The sequence below is a fragment of the Bacillus infantis genome, from assembly GCF_050107595.1.
In the GTDB taxonomy this organism is placed as follows: Bacteria; Bacillota; Bacilli; order Bacillales; family Cytobacillaceae; genus Bacillus_AB; species Bacillus_AB infantis_C.
In genome coordinates this window covers 631391-654333 of the sequence record NZ_JBNILH010000001.1, presented here as the reverse complement: position 1 = coordinate 654333, position 22943 = coordinate 631391, and the positions used below count along the sequence as shown (strand labels likewise).

Here is a 22943-nt window from a genome sequence, read left to right as displayed (position 1 = left end):
ACCACCTCTCTATTCACAGAAAATATGTTTTCCGATCTTTTTGATTTGCGGCCGCGTCCAAATCCATCCGCTTGTCGCCGTATCAGGATTGAAATAATAGAGCGCATTGCCGGTTGGGTCCCAGCCGTTCATAGCGTCCATTACTGCTTCTTTGGCAGTTTCATTCGGCGTCAGCCATATCTGGCCGTCTGCAACTGCTGTAAAAGCACGCGGTTCAAAAATCACGCCTGAAACTGTGTTGGGGAAGGTTGCGCTTTGAACCCGGTTCAAGATGACTGCGGCCACAGCCACCTGGCCTGTGTAAGGCTCTCCCCTTGCTTCTCCATAAACTGCGTTTGCCATCAGCTGGATGTCATTCTGCGAGAACCCAGATGGGATATTGGCAGCAGAAGGCTGCTTGGCTTCAGGTTTTGCCGGGGCGCTTTGGCCACCGCCTCCGCCACCGCCTCCGCCCTGTCCAGCACCTCCGGACGGCTTTTTCTGCTTGTCCAGATCAACACCGCCATAGTGGGTGAATTTATTGCCTTTGTTGACTTGTTCTTTTACAAACTGTTCATTGTACTTAGAAGCTTTTGCGAGCTTGGCCTTTGTTTCCTGGCCTGCCAGCCCATCAATCGGCAGCCCGAATTCGTATTGAAAATTACGGAGGGCCCAGTAAGTTCCCCATCCAAATACCCCGTCGATTTTCCCGTTATAAAAACCGAGGTACTGAAGCCTTGACTGAAGTTCAATTACATCATCGCCCACAGCTCCATGCTGGATGACCTGGGCTGAAAAAGCATCTGCTTTTTCCGAAGGCCCCAGCAGCGGGAGTGCAGCTGCAAAAAGCGGAATAAGCAGAACCAGCTTAATCACCAATAATTTGTTTTTCATGGTTAGCAACCCCCAGATGATAATCTAATTAACATTAACTCTATTTTTTTCAGATGCTGGGTTTTTATGCAAATGAGAGCAATTTGACGATAGTAAATATATGGAATTCCGTTCCGTTATCCCAACAAAAAAACCCTTCACCTAGGGGTAAAGGGTTTTCTGATAATCAAAGCTCTCGTCAATCCGTTTCATGCTCATTGCTCTGGCCATCTTGACCTTTTTGAGGCCATACCACCAGAGGAAAATCATGAAGGGAACCATAATAAACTTCCAGTGTTCCTGGGATACGAGAATAAAATCATAGGTTCCATGGAGGATAAAAGGCAAAAAGAGTGAGAGGCTGATCCATTTTTTCCTTGATTCAGCCGTAAACTTGCCTTTTCCAATATAGTAGCCCATTATGACACCGAATAAAGCATGGCTTGATACCGGCAGCAGGGCACGGCCAATCGCATATTCCAGCCCATTGGCAATCAAATAGAGAATATTTTCCGCTGTGGCAAAGCCCAGGGATACACTTGCACCATAAACAATGCCATCATACGGCTCATCAAAGCTTATATGCTGATAAACTGTATAGAATAAAATAAACCATTTAAAAAATTCCTCGAGCATACTTGCGGAAAAGAATGCACTGACAATATCAGATTGGACAATCTGCTCGGTTTCAAGGACATACTGGATGAACATGATCGGGAACACCAGCAGAGCACCAAAAAGAAAAGTCCTGAACACCATTGAAACTGGCTCGGAATCGTATTCGTCCTTTAAATAAAAGTAGCTAAGCAAAGCCAGACCAGGAGCTATTCCGGCAGATAATATTCCCAGCATGAGCTGTCCTCTTTTCAATCTGTTTTCTTAATCGTATCATGATATTATGATAATGAAAATGGATTAATCAAAGATCAAGCTTATTTTATAGGGAAAAGGCAGCGGTACAGGATTCCCATGGATTCTGCCTTTTTCCTGCAAATCATCCTGGAGGCTATAGAAATGACAAAGAAAAAAATACTCATCATCCATACAGGCGGCACGATTTCAATGAGTGAAGATGCTTCAACCGGTGCCGTCGTTCCTACAGAAAAAAATCCTATGACAGATAAAACAAATGAGCTGTTTGAACTGGCAGATATCATTGTAGAAGAGCCCTTTCATCTGCCTTCCCCCCATATTACACCAGTTGAAATGCTTGTACTGAGGGATTTGATAGACAGGCATTACCAGCTTGGGAAAATAGACGGAGCAGTTATCACCCATGGAACTGATACACTCGAGGAAACTGCTTATTTCCTTGACCTTACCCTCCAGGCGCCGATCCCTGTGATTGTTACGGGTGCCATGCGGTCAAGCAATGAGATAGGATCGGACGGCCTGTATAATCTGATTGCCTCGCTGCGGGTGGCTGTAAGCAGCGAAGCAATGAATAAAGGGGTCCTGGTTGTTCTGAATGATGAGATCCACACAGCGGAGAATTGCACTAAAACCCATACCAGCAATGTCTCAACTTTCCAAAGTCCCCAATATGGACCGATCGGGATCGTCACTAAAAGGGGGGTGCTCTTCCACCACTCGCCACTCACCAAGGAAAGCTACCAGATATCCGATGTGTCCAAAAAGGTTGTGATTGTAAAAGCGCATGCCGGGATGGATTCCTCATTGCTGATGGCAATTAAAGACCTGAAGATGGACGGGGTTGTAATTGAAGCGCTTGGACAGGGCAACTTGCCGCCTGCCGCTGCTATTGGGGTCCAAAGCCTGATAGAAGCCAATATACCCGTAGTCCTTGTGTCCAGATGCTTCAACGGGATTGCCCAGGACGTATACGGCTATGAGGGCGGCGGCAAACAGCTGAAAGAGCTTGGAGTTATTTTTTCAAACGGCCTGAACGGTCAGAAAGCTCGCCTGAAACTGTTGATTGCCCTGACCCTCACTGATGAAATGGAGCATATTGAAAGGCTTTTCCAAGTATAAAAAAAGGGGCACCCGCTGGCGGTGCCCCTTTCATATTCAGCTGTCCGATTCACGATTTTTTATAGCTTCCGCAATGATCCCGCCATGGAAACGGCCATTTTCAATGAAAATTTCATTTGCATTATTGCCGGCTGCAATTACGCCAGCTATAAAGATTCCTTTAATATTTGTTTCCATCGTTTCTTCACTAAAATGCGGCCGTCCTGAAGCCGGGTCGATATCGACCCCCATCTTTTTGAGGAAGGTGTGATCGGGATGGTAGCCTGTCATAGCAAAAACAAAATCATTTTTAACAGCAGTCTGTCTGCCGGCTTTTTCATAAATAACTTCGCTCTCGGTAATTTCCTTCACTTCCGCCTCAAATTCCATCTTCACCTGTCCTGACCTTGCAAGGGATTCAAATTCAGGCAGGATCCACGGCTTGATGCTTGGAGAATATTCGCTTCCCCTGTACAAAACCGTTACCCGGGCGCCCGCTTTGTTCAGCTCTATGGCTGCATCCACACTTGAGTTCTTTCCGCCAATCACCACTACATCTTTGTTGAAATATGGGTGGGCTTCCTTGAAATAGTGAAAAACCTTTGGAAGGTCCTCCCCTGGGATATCAAGATAATTAGGATTATCATAGTAGCCTGTTGCGACAATTACATATGGAGCCGTATATATGGCTTTATCTGTCTGGACGATGAAGCTTCCCTCTGGGTCCTTCGTTACCCCAAGGACTTTTTCATACGCACGGATTTTCAATTGCTTCCTTTTTGCCACTTCCCTGTAGTAAACAAGAGCCTGGTTCCTCTGCGGCTTATAATTTTCAGTAACAAAAGCCACCCCGCCGATTTCGAGTTTTTCAGCCGTACTGAAAAAAGTCTGATGGGTCGGATAATGATAGATGGCATTGACGATATTTCCTTTTTCAATAACAAGCGGTTCCTTTCCCGCTTCCTTTAATGCAATGGCTGCTGCAAGTCCGCAGGGGCCTCCTCCTATTATAATCGCATCTTCCGATTTCATATGTCTGCGCTCCTTACTTAAGCATTCTCTTTTTTGCCCCGCCAGACCGGCAGGGTTTCCTTAATATTTATCCTTCACATCGTTAAATAAAAAATCTCCCATCAATTTATGATAGGAGATTTTTATGAAACATTCAATGATATGAGCTTCTTCTTACACCCAGCCGCGGAATCTGGAGGCTTCAGCTGTTTTGCGGACGCCAACCATATATGCAGCAAGCCTCATATCCACTCTTCTTGTCTGGGCCGTATCGTAAATATTATTGAACGATTTGCACATAATCTTTTCAAGTTTTTCTTCCACTTCTTCTTCAGACCAGTAATAGCCCTGGTTATTCTGAACCCATTCGAAGTAAGAAACGGTTACTCCCCCGGCAGAGGCCAGAACATCCGGCACGAGCAGGATGCCCCTTTCTGTGAGTATCTGGGTTGCTTCGAGGGTAGTAGGCCCGTTAGCAGCCTCGACTACGATGCTTGCCCTGATATTATGAGCATTTTCTTCAGTAATTTGATTTTCTATGGCAGCAGGAACAAGGATATCGCAATCAAGTTCCAATAGCTCTTTGTTGGTGATTGTATTATTGAAAAGCTTGGTTACCGTCCCAAAACTGTCACGGCGGTCAAGCAGATAGTCAATGTCAAGCCCCTCGGGATCATGCAGGCCGCCGTAGGCATCAGATATGCCCACAACCTTTGCACCGGCATCATGCATGAATTTGGAAAGAAAGCTTCCGGCATTTCCGAAGCCCTGTACAACGACTCGCGCTCCCTCCAGGTTGATGCCTTTTTTTCTGGCTGCTTCCCTGATGCAGATCGTGACTCCTTTCGCAGTTGCAGATTCCCTTCCATGGGAGCCCCCGAGAACAAGCGGTTTTCCTGTAATAAAGCCAGGAGAGTTGAATTCATCTATTCGGCTGTATTCGTCCATCATCCAAGCCATGATTTGAGAGTTGGTAAATACATCTGGAGCCGGAATATCTTTAGTAGGACCCACAATCTGGCTGATTGCACGGACATAGCCTCGGCTGAGCCTTTCCAGCTCACGGAAGGACATATCTCTTGGATCGCAGACAATCCCGCCTTTTCCGCCGCCATATGGCAAATCGACGATACCGCACTTAAGGCTCATCCATATGGAAAGGGCTTTTACCTCTTTTTCCGTTACGCCCGGATGGAAGCGGATGCCGCCCTTAGTCGGCCCAACAGCATCATTATGCTGCGCCCGGTAGCCAGTAAAGACTTTAACAGACCCATCATCCATTCTGACAGGTATTTTAACTGTCATCATGCGGATCGGCTCTTTCAGCAGTTCATATACCTCTTCGGGATATCCAAGCTTTTCGAGAGCCTTATGAATAACAGTTTGAGTTGACTTTAAAACGTCATGTTTGTCTTCTTTATTTGTGTTTCCAGTACCGTTCTCGGCTACCATTTGTAAACCTCCTAAAAAAATCACTTTGCATTTTGTCCGTATTCATGACATAGTATACACCTTTGTTTAATTTATGCAAGAAGAAAAATGCACTTTTCGGCATTTTTTGATTACTTGTTGAAAACGCTGCCAACACTGATATAATGGGAATTTTCAGTTATTTTCACATTAACACTTTTCCCTTATTCACGTAAAAAAAACACCTTATTTACGATATCTGAAAAATGGGCTCAAAGCTATAGCAAAAAAGTTTATGGAAACACAAAAAGACAGGCTGTCATCAAAGAATCCCAACCTGTCTTCTTCTATTGTATTCTCCCGGGAAAATGGTTCCATTTAAACAACCATCGCCATTCCGACTCAGTACTCTCAGAAATAACGGCTCAGAGTTTCGATTGCGCTATCCGCTATGACTTCCTTGCCATATTCAAGAAGTCTCCAGCGGGTGACAAGAGATGTGCTGCCATATTCAGCAAGCATACTGGCGAGCTTCTCTGCATCTTCTGCCAGGATATCATCGAACAATAAGTAATAGCGTCCCTCCATATGATAGAGGCTTCCGCCATTCAATCCCATACCGGCCAGCCTTCTGGAAAGCTGCATGACATCCTCCACATCATTAAAGACAAAAAGGAGATCTTCGTTGTCATCTATTACAACCTGCATGTCAATAAAGCCTTCAGAATGAAGAAAGTCTTCTTCTTCATCCTCCTGCTCCTGCATAGTCACAATCATAACCATGCCCTGAGCCTGCATAGAGAAAATCTCCACCGCGACAGACCCCTGAATGTCTACACCAAATTCATCACTGGCTTCTTCGAGCATCTCATGAAAAAGCTGATGCCATTTCAGGGAGTCCTTCCAAATATCTTCCTTTGTCAGGCCCCGTTCTGTTAAGTCATCTAAAGTCAGGAAAATCTTGATTTTATTGTAATTTAACCTTTCCAAGCGCATGACAATGCCCCCTGCCGTGACCAACTCTTAGTTTAGTGTATGAAGGTTATAAAAGATGGTGAGTCGTCTTACTATTTATTCAGCCAGTTTCAGCAGAAGATGAGTTACCTGCCGGTCCAGGCCGGCTCGTTTTTAGCTCAGGACATTTGTTCCTTTATCCAATGTTCCCACTCACTTTTACTATTCCCTAAAATATAGGAGGCATATTTGTCTTTCTTTTCCTGCGGCATCCGCCCTACTGCAAAACCTCCGAGCCCGATGCTCAGACCGGAATGCTCCGAATACAGTTTCTCCGCTAATTCAAGAGTGCCTTGAAGATTTTCCTTCATTGTACAGGAAAAGAACAGGAATTTGGGGTTCACTGTTTCAATGACCACATCAATATCTTTCTCGTCAATGCTGGCACCAAGATAGACAACTTCAAATCCCTTCCTCCTCAGGAACAGCGTGAAAATGAGCAAGCCCAGTTCATGCCACTCGTTTGGCCCGCACACAGCCACTGCCTTTGGCAGGATTGAATTATGGGGAAAAGAATGGAGGATGATGCCGATCCTTGACCGCAGGATAGAAGAAGCAAAATGCTCATGGGCAGTGGTGATCTCGCCTCTTTCCCATAAGTCCCCTATCTTGACCAATAAAGAGCCCAGTATATCAACCAAAACCTTATCAATTGTATATAAACTGAATGCCTGATTGATCAGATCATGTGCTTTGGATTCATCGAATTGCAATAATGCGTCCAGGAGCCTGTCCCCCAGGATTTCAGCATGATTCCCTCCATCAGCGGGCTCTTCAGGGTCTGATTCAAGGACATTATTTTCCAGCAGGGATACTGCCTGGCTGATTGTAAATCCCTGGTCGATCTTACTGAGCAGCCATCTCAGCGTCTTGACATGTTCTTCTGTATAAAGGCGATGGCCTGATTCGTTCCGCTTAGGTGCGACCATCTGATAGCGCCTTTCCCAGGCTCTTAAGGTGCCAGGCTGGATGCCGAGCATCTTAGAGACAGCTTTGATGTTATATTTTCCTTCTTGATTGGCCATTTATTATCCTCCGTTTACAGCGTACAGTTCCATACATCCATTATAGGTATCCTCGGGATGTGTGTAAACTTTGTATAGGCTATGGACATCCTTTGTTAAATCAGCCTTTTCGCCCTAGACGGACTAAGTGGGTCTCCGCTCTGGCACCGAGCCTCAAAGGAAGCGCAGTAGTTCCATATCCATTGCTGATGAGCAGAGTTGCCGCATCCATTATTTTTACCTTCCCTTTTTCATAAGGGCTGTAACCTAGAATGTGTATTTGCCCTCCATGGGTATGTCCGCTCAATACCAGACGGATTCTATGTTCTTTCTCAAGTTTGCCAATAATGGCAGGATTATGGCAGGCCAGGATCCTGAAACCTGATGGCCCGGCATCCTGAAGAGCCAGGTCCAGCCGGTCTCTCCCTTTCCCGACATCGTCCACACCCATGAGGGTCATTGTATCCCCATTTTTCGCTTCGAAAGATACAGCTGTGTTATCAAGTATTTTAACACCGCTTTCCAGCAGGAGCGCGTCCAGCTCCCTATGATCAAGCTCATAGTCGTTATTGCCCCAGACAAAGTAAGCCGGACCGACTGTTTTTAGTTTTTCAATATTCTCCTTCACTAAGGAGAAGGGCACTCCTTTTTCAGCCAGATCTCCGCCTATCAGAACCAAATCAGCTTTCCCTTTGACCTGTTCCAGCAGCTTATCTGAAACTTTGCGGCGGTGGATATCGGAAATGAAGAATATTGTGACGCTTTCAAACCCTGCCGGGAAATCTTCAAACTCCAGTTCATTATGTATGACCCTGTCCTGAAAGGCTTCTCTAACCATATAGCCAAGGAGGCAGGCCCCAAATATCATGAGGATTATTATGATTGCAATTATATAAATGTCCATACCCGCTCCCCAAAGTAACAATCTCTTTTTACCGCTTCCGGTAAAAGTCTATAGAAATAATACCATATAAAAAGGAAAAAATGAAAAGCAGGAATCCCTTCCAAAACCCCATAAAGAATAAAGCCAGAAAGCAGACCAGCAAAGCTCCGATTCCGCAAGCGGCCGCAAACCCTGAGGCTGCCCTGCCCTCAAGCCGCCTCCCGTTTTCCAGTACCGCATTCAGGCATGAGGCAAAGCTCAAAAAGCTGATGCTGAAGGCAAATGCAGCGGCCAGGAATTCCCCTGGGCTTAAAAGCAGCTGTGCCAGTGCAGCCCCCGGTTCACCAGGAAGCGAAACAGGCAGCCAAATCATAAATAGGCATCCGCTGGAAAAACCCGACAGGAGCCTGATCATAAAGAAAAGCACAAAAAAATCCCTCCCACACCAATGTATGAAAGAGGGCAGTGTTTGTGCTTTACTTATCTAATCTTCATAAATATCCAAAACCCTGAATCCGGATTCCTCCAGCTTCTTGATGAATTTATCAATATTATCTTTCTTTTCTATTTTCATGACGATCCTGCGGACCAGCTTATCTGTTTCATCGAATGTAACCAGAGAAATGATATGTTCATGAAAATGCCGGGCAATTTCGGAAAGCCGGGCAATCCTTCCCTCCGTTTCGACTGATGTAAACGCGATTCTCACCCCGGGACGGTTGGTTCCGAATGCCGACTGAAACTGGACCATAACATCGAAGCGGGTCACAGCGCCGAGGAATTTGCCTTCTGCATCCACAACTGCAAGCAGAGGGAAGTCTTTAAGGTCAAGAAGGAGCCTTTCAAAAATCTCATTGCCGCGGAGGACCACTTCTTTATGATCCGCGATGTCCCTGACCTTAGTCCCTGCTAAATATGTCTCTTTTTCCTGACTGGAATTAAAATAGCTTTCATAAATTCCGTACCTTGTAATGATGCCGGCATATTTCTCTCCATCCAGAACCGGCAGGCCGTCGATTTGATGCTTTTCAAACTGATCAAGAGCACTTTGCAGCGTCTCCTCACAGCCTATCGTATAGCACGAGTGTTTAGGAATCATAACGCTTTTAACAAACATGGCCATCCCCCCAAAAGTAACTGACATCCATATATATTCCCTGTTTTCCGTCAAATTCCTTTATTTTAGGGTGTTTTTATTTTTAATTAAGGACAATTCGTGCTGTCCATTACTTCCCAGCTATTTATTTTCATGGTAAAGATTAATATCATAGTTTTTTTTCATCATTTCGAATACGATATGACGGTTTTTCCATTCCTCTTCCTTTTTCCAGAGATCCTTGCTTCTGTCAACGATTTCGCAGCGGAGTGCATGATACTCCTTTTCAGCCTTGTCCTTCTTTTGCTTAAAGAGATTCATAGTCCCGTAAAGCCCTCCTGCCAAAAACAGCAAGTATAAATTGGCGCTGTTCGAGGCAAAGGCGGAAAACATGCTTGCAAACGAATACGAATAAGGTTCCATAACCGTGTAATATAAATAGATAAGATAAAAAAAAGACACAAACACGCCAGCCCACATTACTGCCAGGTGCCTGGCTTTGTATTTATCAAACTTGCGTTTCCGCTCCACTACCTTCTGCAGCATCTGCCTCGCTGCCTGATCTGTCCGCCCATCCAGCATTTTTATAGACGTTTCCATACAATCCCCCTCCCCTGACAGTATATGAGCCTGCCGGGGGGATATTCCTATGAAATGCGGAGGGCGCTTGATCAGCCCCGACAAGCTTAAGACAAACAGAGCGAAAGGTTTGCTCTTTAACCTTTTGATCTGTTTGGCTTAAGACCTCGAGGGGCTAGCGCCCGGAGCTGGACAATCGAAATGCGGAGGGCGCTTGCTCAGCCCCGACAAGCATAAGACGCACAAGAATAAAAGGCGTTCTTTGCCTTTAATTCTTGGGTGGCTTATGACTCGAGGGGCTAGCGCCCGGAGCTGGACAATCGAAATGCGGAGGCGGCTATTTAAATAAGGAACAGCTAAGCTATTGGGGTTCGTTTTTTCTTTTTCCCCATACAGAGGATTCGGGTTCTTCTTACTAAGACCCTCTGTTTGCTTTTTTCCCGTACAGAGGGGTCCAGTTCTCCTCACTAAGCCCCTCTGCTTCTCTTTTCCCTAACATTAAATTCGCCCTCCTCAAGCCAATCCGCCAGTACTTCTCCTGATTGGTCCCAGGACTTCCCAAAACAAAAAAACCGGCCCTTAAAGGTACCGGCATTACTGGTTTTGCGGTATTTTCAATACTTGTCCCACGTGGATTTCATTGCCGGACAGCCCGTTTGCCTGCCTGATGATTTCTATCCCGTCCTGTGACTTGAAGTATTTCATTGAAATTCTGAACATGGTTTCGCCTGGCTGTACTGTGTGCGTTACAAACCCTCCAGACGTTTCCTTTTGTTCAGTTGCGGGCTTGGCCTGGGCCTCTCCGGCAGCTTTTTCTTTATCGGCTGTTTTTTCCGGTTCTTTGGAACCTGTTTCAACAGCCGCTGCATCAGATGATTTTTCCGGCTCTGAAGTGCCTGTATCCTGTTTTTCTTCTTGGTTGGCATCTTTATTTGATTTTTCTTTTGCCTGCTCTTCGCCAGCTGAAGCTTTTTTCTCTTCTTCTGCTTTCTGCTCCTCTGATGCCTCCGGTTCATCAGCTGTCTCGCCAAAGTCGACCGTCTCATAGCTCGTTTTGCTTGCTTCTGCAGCTTCCCCGCCAGGCTCATTGCCAATAGAGGTATATATACTGAAAATCGCAATCGGCAGCAGAATAAAGAAGATGGCCAGCAGGCTCATAACCGGATATTTCAGCTTCCATTTAGTCTTTTTCTTCTTCTTATGATGGTGAAGGCTGCTCCTCGGGGGGAGTGCTTCTTTTTTCCTGTCCTTTTGTTCTGTGCCGCCGTCTATTTTCTTGCGCAGGCGTTCAGCCTGGTCTCTATAAGGGTCCTCTCTGTTCATCCAAATCCCTTCCTGTTTCCTCTATATTGTCCTGCTTCCGATATCTGATGGAGATGCCCAGTAAAAAATCAATCAGAAAATGCATAGCGACCGTGACAGCAAGGTTGCCTGTCTTTAAATAAATGATCCCGATTAAAAAGCTCAACACAGTAATATTGATAAACAGGAACCAATTAAATAAATATCGATAATGGACAACTGCAAAGATAATGCTTGAAACCAGCAGCCCGAAATGTGTCTGAATGATTCCCCTGAACAGCAGCTCTTCACAAAAAGCGACAATAGCTGCAATTACAGCAATATGCAAAGGGTTCCGGTTCCGGAATATCCTTTCATTTAGTCCGCCATCATCATAATACGAAGCAGGAACGACTTTCATTAACAGCAGGTCTGCCAGAACAACCGCAATCCCGGCACCTGCCCCTATATATAAAATATTTAAATCTTCCCAAAAAAACAAGTCGAAAAAGGAAGAAAAATCATTAAATAATATAAACCCTAAAATTGCGGATATGACAAGGAGCAGCAGCTGTGTTGCATACAAGTGGAACAAAAGGTCTTTATCGGATAATTCCTTGATTATTTCCATATGCTTTTTTTTCATTATGATCGCTCACTTATTGATTAGCATTCCGGAAAGGAGTTCTTTCCAGCCAGGCCTGGCCTGTCCGGCAGGCTCCTCTGCCTGTCCAAAATATTTTTCCAGATCCAGACCGCATATATCACAGCAGGAAATAGTTTCAGGCTTTTTGCCTTCCTGAAAATATTCTATGATTTTTTCCCTCCGGCATGATTTGGAGTGAATCCAGCGTCCCACTTCCGCAATTTGCCCGTTTTTGATACGAACCCTTCTGCGGAGAAACTCATTGATCCTGACCGGAAGATTGTCTGCCTCCTCACCCCCCAGTCTGTCAGCCAGCTCGGTCAGCACCCGCCACTGAATATCAGTCAGCCCTGCAGGCAGGCGGATTTCACTTTCATTCTTTGCCAGCTCTGAAGCGCCAATTCCCTGAGCTTTAAGCAGAGAAAAAACGTAATCAACCTGATGTTCAGACGGAAGCTCAGCTTCAGCAAGCTGCAGGGGCAGCTGCTCATCACCCGGCGCCCAAAGAAGGACGGCTGCACTTGCCTTGCCATCTCTCCCGGCCCGGCCGATCTCCTGCAAATAGGACTCCAGCTGGAGAGGCATATGGAAGTGGACGACAAAACGGATATCGCTTTTGTTGATCCCCATGCCGAAAGCACTTGTGGCGCAAACGATATCAATCTGGCCATTCACAAATTGCTGCTGGATCAGGATACGGCTTTCCTGATCCATCCCGCCATGGTAGGCCATCACCTTTTTTGAGCCTTTCTCTTTCAGAGACAGAGCTGCCTGCTCGGCCATTTTCTTGCTGGAAAAATAAATGATCCCCGGTCCGCTGAATAGCCGAACAAGTTCTCTCAGCCTTGATGCCTTTGCCTGGTAGCTGCTGTGCTTCTCGACAGTCAGGCTGATATTCGGCCTGTCCACAGAAGAAATAACCTGCTCGCAGTTTTCCACCTCAAGCCGGGCAATGATGTCCCTGACTGTCTCGGGTGTTGCGGTAGCTGTCAGCGCCAGCGTCAGCGGATTTCCAAGCTGTTTTCTAATATCGCCTAGGCGAAGATAATCCGGTCTGAAGTCATATCCCCACTGTGAAATGCAATGGGCTTCATCTACTACAAATAAAGCAATCCTCAGCTTCTTGATCAAATTAAGCACAGAAGCTGCAGTAAGCATTTCTGGGGAAATAAAAATATATTTAAAGCTCTGAAGGCTGTCAAAAGCCCAGCGTTTTTCCTCAAAGCTTAAAAATGAGTTGAGAGCAACGACCCTTTTCTCACCGTTCATCTTCATCTGTTCTACCTGGTCCTGCATTAAGGAAAGGAGCGGCGAAACAATGAGAACAGTGCCCTCAAGCAAATAACCCGGCAGCTGGTAGCAGATAGATTTCCCTGTACCCGTCGGAAGCATTGCCAGTGTATGCCTTCCATCCAGGATGGAAGAAATGGCCTCCCTTTGCCCTTTTCTAAAGGATGAGAAGCCGAAATATCTATTGAGCTCTTCTTCAAGCATCATTTCCGTCGCCATACTTGGCCATCACCAGCCTTATTTCAAAATACTCCGCACCGCCTGCCAGCCGCCTGATATGCTTAAGCTGCCGTGACTCGGCATTCATGGCTGCGCTCCTGATAAGCTCCTGCTTTTCGGCCTTTACATAAGGGTCAATGCTGAACTCCTTTACATTAAGTGCCAGCTCTACAATATGGTCTTCTATTGTGCTTCTTTTAAGTCCCCTTGCCTGAATGATCTTTTCCAGGCCAACCCCCTGCTTCAGCATCATATACGTCTTATGTGCGGACTGCGTAAGCGGAATGGATGACTCTTCGCCGGTAAATAATAACCGTAGGACAGGAAAGCTGCTGCGGTCTTCCATGATATGAACAATCAGATAATGAAGGATAGACAGGAAGCAGAACCGATAATGATCGAAGTCCAAATTCATAGCCTCGGCTGCCTGTTCTGATGTCAGGCCGATATGGCCGGCACCTGTAAGCTTCAGGACCAGGATTGACGGGTCGGCCTCTTTGTAAGATTCCAGTGCAGCCTCCAGTTCACCGTACAGTCCGGCAGCGAGGGCCTTTTTATCCATCTTCGCTTCGCGCAGGGCTTTTTTCAGCCAAATATGGGCGGCCCTTCTTCTTTGGATCGGAATATAATGTGAATTATTATGGTTAAGCTGGGAAACCACCTGGACCAGCAGTGACAGCCTTTCCCAAAAAAGGGCAGACTTGTCATGAAGCCTCCACCCATTCAATGATGATGGAACCGGAGTCTTCTGCAGCTGGGCACCAAGGACTGAAGCTCCCTCGTCCGTGACCATGTAATGAAGCTCTTCCTTCTGTTGAATTAGGCCTTGTTTTTCCAGGTGCTTTATCTTCTCATCAAGATCATCCCTCTCCAGTGAAGGGCAAGTCTGAAATAAAGCGCCAAGCTGGAATAAATGGGCATCCTGGATTGTCTGCGATGACTTTTTTCCATTCAGCAGATGATAGATGGAATAGATGGTCCTCTCGCCGTTCAGCTTGTCCAGACAATATAAAATAATCATTTGCAGATAGTTAATAGGCATAAAATTCACCTTGCTTGTATATTTTTAGCCTTTTTGCTAATATAACACTTTAAAGCGGCAATATATATTACATTTTTTAAGCAGACTGTTCCTTTATATTATTTTAACATGTTTAGAAAAAACCAGGCTGTTTTAAAACATGTACACAGGGTATTAAATGTTGCAAACCCTTTTGTGATAAGCATTCTCAATACATTTTCTATTGAAAAGTAAAGAAAGCACACTTACAATAGGTGTATGAGGAAAGAGTTTCCGTCCGCCAGAAAGCGGAAACCGCGACTATTTCGGTTAATTGATTGGGAGGTTTTTACATGGCAAAGTATACAATTGTTGACAAAGAAACATGTATTGCATGCGGCGCATGCGGAGCTGCAGCTCCAGATATTTATGATTATGATGATGAAGGCATTGCATTCGTTACACTTGATGAAAACGAAGGCATCGTTGAAATTCCTGATGTATTAATAGACGATATGATGGATGCCTTTGAAGGCTGCCCGACTGATTCTATTAAAGTTGCGGATGAGCCGTTTGAGGGCGACGCCCTTAAATTTGAATAGCATACACTGAAAAACAGCCTCCCTTCGAGGCTGTTTTTCTATGTCTTGTGATACATTTTCACTCTTGCGGCTGATGCACCCGAATAAAGGCTTTGGGCCTTGCTGCTGAATCCTAAGGGCCGTGCGTTCTCTGTCAGCATTCCTTAGGTTCAGTCGCTTTTTGCTCTTCCTCTTGCTGACTTTAAATTTTCACAAAAAAAACTGCAGTGCAGGCTGCAGTTTTTTTATTTATGCAGCACTGCGGTATGCAGACTGCTTATTAATCCATGGATTCATTTTGGCAAACAGAAGCATGAAAATCCCGGTGATGATCAGGCCTTTTACGATGTTGAACGGCAGAATGGCTGTTACAACCATTGTGCGCGTTTCAGGCGCTGACATGGCAGGCATGTTCAGGAACAGCGTATAGGCAGGCAGAATGATGAAATAATTCAGGATGCTCATCAGCACTGCCATGATTAAAGTGGAAATGACCAGAGCAGCTGTCATGCCTTTATTTGTTCTCAGTTTATTGTAAATATAATAGGTTGGAAGTACGAAGAGGATTCCGGCAGCAAAGTTTGCCAGATGCCCTACCGGTACGCCGGTGGCGCTTCCAGTCATAAAATAATCAAGTACGTTTTTAAATAATTCAACAAGTATCCCTGCAGCCGGACCAAAGATCAACGCAGCAATCAATGCAGGTATGTCACTGAAGTCAATCATTAAGAATTTCGGAAACGGCGGTATTGGGAAATTCAACAGCATCAGTACGTATGATATGCTGCTCAGCATTGCAATTGAAACCAAAGCTTTAATTGAAAATTTCTTCATGTTGTTCCTCTCTCCTTTTTAGGATCCATCTCACCTAAAGAAGAAAGGTTCGGCAAAAAAAGCTAATGCCATTGAATTAATAATCCCCCAAGCAAACTGCTTGAGGGAGAATATACAAAGGCAAGCTTAATAAACGTTCAAATCCTGCATCTTTTGAACGTTTGCAGAACCTCCATCTTCTCCCATCCAGACTGTACTGTCGGCTTTGGAATCTCACCAAATCCTGCCCAATAAAACAGGCTCGCGGGCTTAGAGCTGACTTGCCTCATCACCGCCGGTCGGGAATTTCACCCTGCCCCGAAGATAGACCGTATTAAATTTTTTGAACCCCTAATGGGAATTCTGAATTTATTATACTGAAAAAAAACCTTCTTGTGAAGAATAATGCTCTAACTTTTTGCAGGAGCCTCTAAGTTCCCAATCAGCACGTCAGCACAAGGACCTTCCCGGCACCATGGACATGGACTGTGCTGAACCGATTTGCACTAAACTACTTCTTCTCGAGAGCCCGAATAAATTCCCGCATATAATCAGGAAGGTCAGGCGGCCTCCTGCTTGATACAATATGGCCATCCGTTACAGCAGGCTCATCAACCCAGATTGCCCCCGCGTTCTCCATGTCATCCTTGATCCCCGGGGTGCTGGTAACCGTGCGGCCTTCAAGGATCTTTGCAGATATAAGCACCCATCCTGCATGGCATATCTGTCCGATCGGCTTCTTCGCTTTATCCATTTCCCTGATGAGTGAAATAACTTCCGGAAACCTCCTGATTTTATCCGGGGCCCATCCGCCCGGCACCAGGATGGCATCATAGCCGTCAGCGGAAATCTCTGAATAGGCATAATCAGATTTAGCCTGGACCCCGTACTTCCCGAGATACGTTTCATTTGCTGTTTCACCTGCCAGATCTACAACTGCGCCTTCTTCCCGAAGCCGCAGAATGGGATACCATAGCTCAAGGTCTTCAAACTCGTGGTGTACCAGGCTGATAATTTTTTTGCCTTCCAATCTCATAAATAAGCACTCCTTTTTACATGGTTACAGCCATTCTAACCCTTATCTGCCTGCATGTCTCCCCTCCTGCCCTGGTCCCCCGGGCAAATTCAGGCTTTTCCTGGCTTTTTTTGCCGAATCCCAACTTGTTTTGTCATGAGGGGAGGAATCTCTTCCTATTTGCGGTATTTGTAAGAAAAAGGAGTGATGAAAATGAATACAAATAAGGCTGCCAGCTCTTTGGGAGTATCGCCAAGCACGATCCAGCGCTGGGTTAAACAGTTCGGTCTTGAAGTCGGAAGGAATGAACTTGGCCACTATTATTTTGAGGAAGATCAATTAGAAATCCTGAAAGATATACAATCCCAAATCCAGAACGGCGCCCTTGTTCATGAAGTAAAGCTTTCGATCCAAAAATCACCGGAAGTGAGGCAGCAGAATGAGGATCACTCTGTTCAAATAAAGGAATTGGCAGATAAGGTCAGCCAGCTGGACTCCCGGCTTGATTCCAAGGCTGATGACGTTGTTTCCTACCAGCTGCTCCAGCACCGCCGCGAAATTGAAGATCTGAAGACTCAGCTGCTCCAGATGGCTGAAAAGATAGCTCAGCTCGAAGCATCACCACAAACTGCCGCTTCTGATCAGCCCCCTGTTTTTGATCATCCTTCCATCAAAAGAAGCTGGAGGAAAAAGAATATAATCAGCCTGCTTTTCGGTTTTTGAGCACGCCATAGGGCAGTGCTTTTTTTAGTTTCAAAGCGGCAGACTTCGCTTGTAAAGCTGCGGCTGCTGAAGCCTTCTTGAAGTCCAGGTCTCGGGTCTTGCCGGTATTGTCAGAGAACAAGGCGCTTCTTTTATGTGCTTTAAGTATGGAATCAGGAATCTGCCGGACCTTTGTATGTATGACTCCCCTGAAAAATGACAGTCATGTACTCCATCAGACTCCTGGGATACATGACTACCACCAAAAATGAGCAGTCATGTACTCCATCGGGCTCCTGAGATACATGACCACTACACAAAATGGACAGTCATGTACTCCATCGGGCTCCTGAGATACATGACTACCACCAAAAATGAGCAGTCATGTACTCCATCGGGCTCCTGAGATACATGACCACTACACAAAATGGACAGTCATGTACTCCATCGGGCTCTTGAGATACATGACCACTACACAAATTGGGCAGTCATGTACTCCATCGGGCTTCTGGGATACATGACCACTACACAAAATGGACAGTCATGTACTGCATCAAGCTTCTGGGATACATGACCACCTCCAAAAATGGGCAGTCATGTACTTCATCAAGCTCCTGGGATACATGACCACCCCCAAAAATGAGCAGTCATGTACTTCATCGGATTCCTGAGATACGTCACCACTCCCAAAATGGACAGTCATGTACCCCATTTGAATATTGGGATACATGAATCACCCACTCCCTTCGCTTCGCTTTAATCATGCACCTGGTAAGCGCCAATCTGCTTTTCTAAATATCCAGCTCCAAATCCTAGTGCCTCGAGTCATAAGCCACACAAGAATTAAAGGCAAAGAGCGCCTTTTATTCTTGTGTGTCTTATGCTTGTCGGCCCTGAGCAAGCGCCATCCGCATTTCTTTTAAAAAACACTTTTTATTTCTCCTAACCTGTGATAATATTGTAAAAAAATATTGGGCATTGAAAAGGTATAGTAATGTATTTCTCCCTGTTGTAGAGAGCCGGTGGCAGGTGAAAACCGGTACAAAGAAATGGCATGAATTTCCCCTTGGAGCATTTTCCGTGAACTCTTGGATAAGAAAGCGGAAAACGGTAGTGTATACCGTTATCAAACAAAGTGGTGAAGATGTTTTCACAAAAATGGGTGGTACCGCGATATAATCGTCCCTGCTGTTAAGCAGGGGCGTTTTTTATTTTCTGTGCCTGGATTCTTCACAATGAGGGTGGTACCGCGGATTTTTTCGTCCCTGCATGAAGTTCATGCAGGGATTTTTATTTGTTGCTTAGGAATTTATAAAATTGTAAGTCTTGTGGATACTTATCTTATCAATTCAATTCTTGATCAACGTCCAGCAGCTGCGCCGGGTCACAAGCCAAACCTCCCAAAAGGGCAAATAACCCCTTTCCGGAAGGCTGGTCTTGAGGCCCCCCAGGAAGCTGGTCATGCAGACGCTGCCACAGGACGTGGCTTTCTTAGTCTGCGTTCCTTAAGTGTTCAAGGCGCTTGCGCTTTTGTTCTTTCAATGCCCGCTGAAATAATGTCTTTAGGAGAGTGATACTATGGAAAAACAAAAATGGGGGACAAAAATCGGGTTTATCTTATCTGCCGCCGGCTCCGCAATCGGCCTTGGCGCCATCTGGAAGTTCCCGTATATGACAGGGATCGGCGGAGGTGGCGCATTTTTCCTTGTTTTTATTCTGTTCACTTTATTCATTGGCCTGCCCATCCTGCTGGCCGAGTTCGTGATCGGCAGAAGCACCCAAAAAGAGGCCGTTGCTGCCTATAAAACGATTGCTCCAGGTTCACTATGGCCATGGGTCGGCAGAATGGGCGTTGCCGCCTGCTTCCTGCTCTTATCTTTTTATAGTGTCATTGGCGGGTGGATCCTTATTTATCTCTGGTATGCCCTTTCCGGAAAGCTGTGGACCGAGGGGCTGAACTTTGAAGCTGTCTTTGGCGAAGCTATTTCCGACCCGATGCTTGCAGCAGGTGCCCAACTGGTTTTCATCCTGCTTTCGGTTCTGATTGTCAGCCGGGGGGTGCAGGGCGGCCTTGAAAAGGTCAACAAATATTTTATGCCGGCATTATTCATCATGTTTCTGGCTTTGATTGCACGGTCATTGAGTTTTGATCATGCCATCGAAGGAGTCAAATTCTTTTTGCAGCCAGACTTTGGCAAGATGACGCCTGATGTGTTTTTATATGCCTTGGGGCAGTCCTTTTTCTCGCTGTCTGTAGGCGTGTCCGTAATGGTGACATACAGTTCCTATTTATCCAAGAAGGAAAATATCACGAAAGCTGCTTTCTCAATCACAGGGCTGACGCTGCTTATCGCGCTTCTAGCAGGACTGGCGATTTTCCCTGCCATTTTCTCTTTCGGCATGGAGCCAGAAGAAGGCCCGGGCCTTCTGTTCATCGTACTTCCGGCCATTTTCAGCAAAATTGCGTTCGGGGAGCTCTTTTTTATTCTCTTCCTTCTGCTGTTCTTTTTTGCTGCTTTGACTTCAGCTATCTCCATGCTGGAGATCAATGTGGCGGCTGCTGGCAAAAAGGCTGGCAGAACAAAGGCAAGCTTCCTGTTCGGCCTGCTTATTTTTGCAGCCGGCATCCCTTCCGCCCTGTCTTTTGGCGTATGGAATGACATCCTGATCTTCGGCAAAACCTTCTTTGATTCAGCCGACTATCTTGTCTCTAATATCCTCCTGCCTCTGGGTGCCTTATTCATTACCATTTTTGTTCCCTGGCGTATGGACAGGAATACACTGGTCAATGAATTGCATGCCGGATCCGGCATGGCCCGAAGGCTGTTTGCTCTCTGGCTGCTTCTGCTGAAATACGCAGTCCCTGCAGCCATAATCATTGTCTTCCTGAACGGGACAGGAATTATAAAATTTTAAATTGGATGCCAGGGTTTCCCCTGGCATTTTCTCATAACATTTAATAAAAAGCATACCTCACACCTTAAAACTTCTTATAAATTAAAGCGTTTACATTTAAACAAGAACGTTTTGCCTCATTGACAGAAAATTGTTCGTCTTGTAAAATTATCAGAAAATTATTATAAGGCAGGTGGATTGGCTATGTTTCAAATTCTTGTCGCAGATACAATCAGCGGAGCAGGATTGCTTCCTCTTACAGAGATGGAAAACGCACGGCTGATACAAAAAAAGACAGATGACCCTGAAGCAGATCTGGAAAATATAGATGCCCTTTTGGTCAGGAGCGCCACAACAGTGGACAGCGAGCTGCTTGATAAAATGCCAAGGCTCCAAATTATTGCAAGAGCCGGTGTCGGAGTCGACAACATTGATGTCGCTGCGGCCACTAAAAGAGGGATAGTGGTGGTCAATGCCCCTGATGGCAACACCATTTCTACTGCAGAGCATACTTTTGCTATGATGGCTTCATTGATGAGAAATATTCCACAGGCCCACCGGACCGTCAAAAATCTGGAGTGGAACAGAAATGCCTTTATCGGGAATGAGCTTTTCGGAAAGACGCTGGGCATTGTCGGCATGGGCAGGATCGGTTCTGAGCTTGCCAAGCGCGCCAAGGCATTTGGAATGTCCATTTCTGTTTATGATCCTTTCTTGACGAAAGAAAGAGCTGCCAAGCTTGCAGTTGAAAGCCTTCCTCTTGAGGAAGTACTGAAAAAAGCGGATATCATCACTGTACATACTCCACTTACCCCTCAGACAAAAGGCCTGATTGACGCCAAAAGGATAGAAATGACTAAAAAAGGCGTCTATTTCCTTAATTGCGCCCGAGGCGGAATCATCAATGAACATGATCTTGCAGAATATATCAGGAACGGGCATATTGCTGGTGCGGCCCTTGATGTTTTTGAGGAGGAACCTCCTTTTGATAATCCGCTCCTCGGGTTTGACAATGTGATTGTCACCCCCCACCTCGGCGCTTCAACAAGAGAAGCACAGCTGAATGTAGCAACTCAGGTAGCCGAGGAAGTCCGGCTTTTCCTGGAAGATAAGCCTGTCTCCAATAGCATCAATCTGCCGGCAATGTCAAAGGAAATCTATGAAAAAATTCACCCTTTTCACCAGCTTTCCAAGCAAATCGGCCTTATTCTTTCACAGTGCGTGACCGAAGGGATCCAGGAGATTTCCGTCACCTATTCCGGGACTGTCACAGAGCTGGAAACTTCTTATCTGACAAAAGCATTATTATCCGGTTTTTTCAAGAACCGCATTGATATTCATGTAAATGAAGTGAACGCCCTTTTAACTGCCAAAGAACGCGGCATTACAATCGGCGAAAAAATATCCGTGTCAGGCTTCGGCTATGCGAACTGCATATCCGTTGCAGCGAGAAACGAAAATAGCGAATTTATTGTCAGGGGGACTTTCATTGAAAATTACGGTCCGCGCATCGTATTCCTGAATGGGTTCAATATTGATTTCCTTCCTGAGGGAGAACTTCTCTATATCCAGCATATGGACCGCCCAGGGGTAATCGGGCGGGTAGGAAAGGTGCTTGGCGACCATTCCATCAATATCGCCACCATGCAGGTTGGGCGAAAAGAGGCTGGCGGCGAAGCCATCATGGTCTTATCATTTGATAAACCTCTGGGCAATAGCTCATTCAAATTGCTTGAAGGCCAGGAAGATATTGTTTCCATCAGGAATATATCACTATAGCAGCACAAAAAGAAGAAGATGGCAGACCTGCCATCTTCTTCTTTTTGTGCTTCAGCCGATCGGATGCTCCACCCTTTCTCCTTTGGAAAAGGTCATGATTTTCTCATACCCTGCTTCTCTTGCCATCAGGAGCGCCTGGTCAAAATCAGCGCCTACATCCTTTGGAAAGTGGGCATCGGATGATAGGACAATCGGGATGTTTTTTTCATAGCATTTCCTTAAGAGCCTCGGGTCCGGGTAAAGCTCTCCTACAGGCTTCCTCAGGCCGGCTGTACTTATTTCGACACAGGTTTTTGATTCAGCGAGGGCATTTGCTGCCCTCTCATACTGCTCCAGCAGGAATTCTTCATCCTGGGGTACATATTTAAATATTTTTACTAAATCAATATGGCCGATGATATCGAAAAGATTGGACTGGGCAAGGGTAACCACCTGGTCAAAATAGGCTCTGTACACTTCATACAGATCCCTTTTGTCCCATTCATGCCTGTATTCGGATAGATCAATCCCAAAATCCCCGATCCAATGGATAGAACCAATTATGTAATCAAAATCATAGTTTGTGATAAACCGCCGCATTTCTTCGTGTTTTCCCGGGGTATAGTCCATTTCGATCGACATTTTTACATCAATGCCGCTGTTCCAGGCCTGCCTGAAAAGAGCTGTATAATCGTTCATATCATAATAGCGCCTTTCATCTACCCAGGGATTCCTCAATATATCCGCAGTCTGATAGAAATGATAGGCGTGCTCTGAGATGCCGAAATGGGCAATACCTTTTTCCTCGGCCCTGTCTGTAAATTGTTTTAAATAATCAAGCGTCAAAGTCCCTTTTTCCAGATGGTTATGGTAATCGGTAAGCAAATTATCCCCTCCCCAATTTTTTTCATTATACTTCGGGA

At 45.6% G+C, this 22943-nt stretch carries 22 protein-coding genes, 1 riboswitch and 1 other annotated feature; of the genes, 5 read left to right on the top strand and 17 right to left on the bottom strand.

Going from position 1 to position 22943, the window contains the following annotated elements:
• Window positions 1–9: 9 nt before the first annotated feature.
• Entirely contained in the window at window positions 10–873 is an 864-nt protein-coding gene (sleB, locus tag ACQCVH_RS03295; RefSeq protein ID WP_426834417.1) for a spore cortex-lytic enzyme, read from the bottom strand.
• Between the two features lie 141 nt (window positions 874–1014).
• A complete protein-coding gene (prsW, locus tag ACQCVH_RS03290) occupies window positions 1015–1704 on the bottom strand; it encodes a glutamic-type intramembrane protease PrsW (RefSeq protein WP_426834416.1) in 690 nt (229 codons plus the stop codon).
• A gap of 162 nt (window positions 1705–1866) precedes the next feature.
• Here prsW and ACQCVH_RS03285 point away from each other — a divergent pair, with 162 nt between their 5' ends.
• Entirely contained in the window at window positions 1867–2844 is a 978-nt protein-coding gene (locus tag ACQCVH_RS03285; RefSeq protein WP_426834415.1) for an asparaginase, read from the top strand.
• 36 nt (window positions 2845–2880) lie between these two features.
• On the opposite strand, the gene ACQCVH_RS03280 is transcribed toward ACQCVH_RS03285, so the two are convergent.
• From ACQCVH_RS03280 to ACQCVH_RS03225, 12 genes are all read right to left on the bottom strand, one after another.
• Window positions 2881–3855, bottom strand: a complete 975-nt coding sequence (locus tag ACQCVH_RS03280) for a YpdA family putative bacillithiol disulfide reductase (protein ID WP_426834414.1) — start codon at window positions 3853–3855, stop codon at window positions 2881–2883.
• Between the two features lie 153 nt (window positions 3856–4008).
• The gene (locus tag ACQCVH_RS03275) at window positions 4009–5286 is read right to left on the bottom strand and encodes a Glu/Leu/Phe/Val family dehydrogenase (RefSeq protein ID WP_426834413.1); all 1278 of its coding nucleotides are present in this window, start codon (window positions 5284–5286) and stop codon (window positions 4009–4011) included.
• Between the two features lie 369 nt (window positions 5287–5655).
• Window positions 5656–6240: a genetic competence negative regulator gene (locus ACQCVH_RS03270; RefSeq protein WP_426834412.1), complete on the bottom strand. Its 585-nt coding sequence runs from the start codon at window positions 6238–6240 to the stop codon at window positions 5656–5658.
• 137 nt (window positions 6241–6377) lie between these two features.
• Window positions 6378–7283 carry a MerR family transcriptional regulator gene (locus tag ACQCVH_RS03265; RefSeq protein ID WP_426834411.1) on the bottom strand — a complete coding sequence of 302 codons (906 nt, stop codon included), beginning with the start codon at window positions 7281–7283 and terminating at the stop codon, window positions 6378–6380.
• 100 nt (window positions 7284–7383) lie between these two features.
• Entirely contained in the window at window positions 7384–8166 is a 783-nt protein-coding gene (locus ACQCVH_RS03260; protein WP_426834410.1) for a metallophosphoesterase, read from the bottom strand.
• A 28-nt stretch (window positions 8167–8194) separates the two neighbouring features.
• Complete coding sequence (locus tag ACQCVH_RS03255) at window positions 8195–8518, bottom strand: hypothetical protein (RefSeq protein ID WP_426834409.1); 324 nt, start codon at window positions 8516–8518, stop codon at window positions 8195–8197.
• Between the two features lie 111 nt (window positions 8519–8629).
• Window positions 8630–9262 (bottom strand): CBS domain-containing protein, encoded by a 633-nt coding sequence (locus ACQCVH_RS03250; protein WP_426834408.1) that lies wholly within the window; start codon window positions 9260–9262, stop codon window positions 8630–8632.
• A gap of 120 nt (window positions 9263–9382) precedes the next feature.
• Window positions 9383–9841 (bottom strand): YpbF family protein, encoded by a 459-nt coding sequence (locus ACQCVH_RS03245; protein WP_426834407.1) that lies wholly within the window; start codon window positions 9839–9841, stop codon window positions 9383–9385.
• 573 nt (window positions 9842–10414) lie between these two features.
• Window positions 10415–11143, bottom strand: a complete 729-nt coding sequence (locus ACQCVH_RS03240; RefSeq protein WP_426834406.1) for a LysM peptidoglycan-binding domain-containing protein — start codon at window positions 11141–11143, stop codon at window positions 10415–10417.
• Complete coding sequence (locus tag ACQCVH_RS03235; protein ID WP_426834405.1) at window positions 11121–11747, bottom strand: CPBP family intramembrane glutamic endopeptidase; 627 nt, start codon at window positions 11745–11747, stop codon at window positions 11121–11123. Before ACQCVH_RS03235 ends, ACQCVH_RS03240 begins: the two co-directional genes overlap by 23 nt.
• Window positions 11748–11756: 9 nt before the next feature.
• A complete protein-coding gene (locus ACQCVH_RS03230) occupies window positions 11757–13256 on the bottom strand; it encodes a RecQ family ATP-dependent DNA helicase (RefSeq protein WP_426834404.1) in 1500 nt (499 codons plus the stop codon).
• Entirely contained in the window at window positions 13234–14298 is a 1065-nt protein-coding gene (locus ACQCVH_RS03225; protein WP_426834403.1) for a YpbB family protein, read from the bottom strand. The genes ACQCVH_RS03230 and ACQCVH_RS03225 overlap by 23 nt, the downstream gene beginning before the upstream one ends.
• 311 nt (window positions 14299–14609) lie before the next feature.
• Between ACQCVH_RS03225 and ACQCVH_RS03220 the strand changes: the two genes are divergently transcribed.
• Complete coding sequence (locus ACQCVH_RS03220; RefSeq protein ID WP_009794805.1) at window positions 14610–14858, top strand: ferredoxin; 249 nt, start codon at window positions 14610–14612, stop codon at window positions 14856–14858.
• 228 nt (window positions 14859–15086) lie between these two features.
• Here the strand turns inward: ACQCVH_RS03220 and ACQCVH_RS03215 are convergent, their stop codons facing one another.
• Complete coding sequence (locus ACQCVH_RS03215; protein WP_426834402.1) at window positions 15087–15671, bottom strand: ECF transporter S component; 585 nt, start codon at window positions 15669–15671, stop codon at window positions 15087–15089.
• 170 nt (window positions 15672–15841) lie between these two features.
• A riboswitch (FMN riboswitch) is annotated at window positions 15842–15980 on the bottom strand.
• Window positions 15981–16161: 181 nt separating this feature from the next.
• Entirely contained in the window at window positions 16162–16686 is a 525-nt protein-coding gene (locus ACQCVH_RS03210) for a type 1 glutamine amidotransferase domain-containing protein (protein WP_426834401.1), read from the bottom strand.
• Between the two features lie 192 nt (window positions 16687–16878).
• On the opposite strand from ACQCVH_RS03210, the gene ACQCVH_RS03205 reads away from it, so the two are divergent.
• The 3 genes from ACQCVH_RS03205 (at window position 16879) to serA (ending at window position 22041) form a co-directional block, all read left to right on the top strand.
• Window positions 16879–17388 (top strand): MerR family transcriptional regulator, encoded by a 510-nt coding sequence (locus ACQCVH_RS03205; protein WP_426834400.1) that lies wholly within the window; start codon window positions 16879–16881, stop codon window positions 17386–17388.
• A 948-nt stretch (window positions 17389–18336) separates the two neighbouring features.
• Window positions 18337–18557 (top strand) — a binding site (T-box leader).
• Window positions 18558–18945: 388 nt separating this feature from the next.
• On the top strand, window positions 18946–20283 hold the full coding sequence (locus tag ACQCVH_RS03200) for a sodium-dependent transporter (protein ID WP_426834399.1): 1338 nt from the start codon (window positions 18946–18948) through the stop codon (window positions 20281–20283).
• 183 nt (window positions 20284–20466) lie between these two features.
• Window positions 20467–22041, top strand: coding sequence for a phosphoglycerate dehydrogenase (gene serA / locus ACQCVH_RS03195; RefSeq protein ID WP_426834398.1), 1575 nt, complete (start codon window positions 20467–20469; stop codon window positions 22039–22041).
• Between the two features lie 51 nt (window positions 22042–22092).
• On the opposite strand, the gene ACQCVH_RS03190 is transcribed toward serA, so the two are convergent.
• On the bottom strand, window positions 22093–22905 hold the full coding sequence (locus tag ACQCVH_RS03190) for a histidinol-phosphatase (RefSeq protein ID WP_426834397.1): 813 nt from the start codon (window positions 22903–22905) through the stop codon (window positions 22093–22095).
• Window positions 22906–22943: the final 38 nt, after the last annotated feature.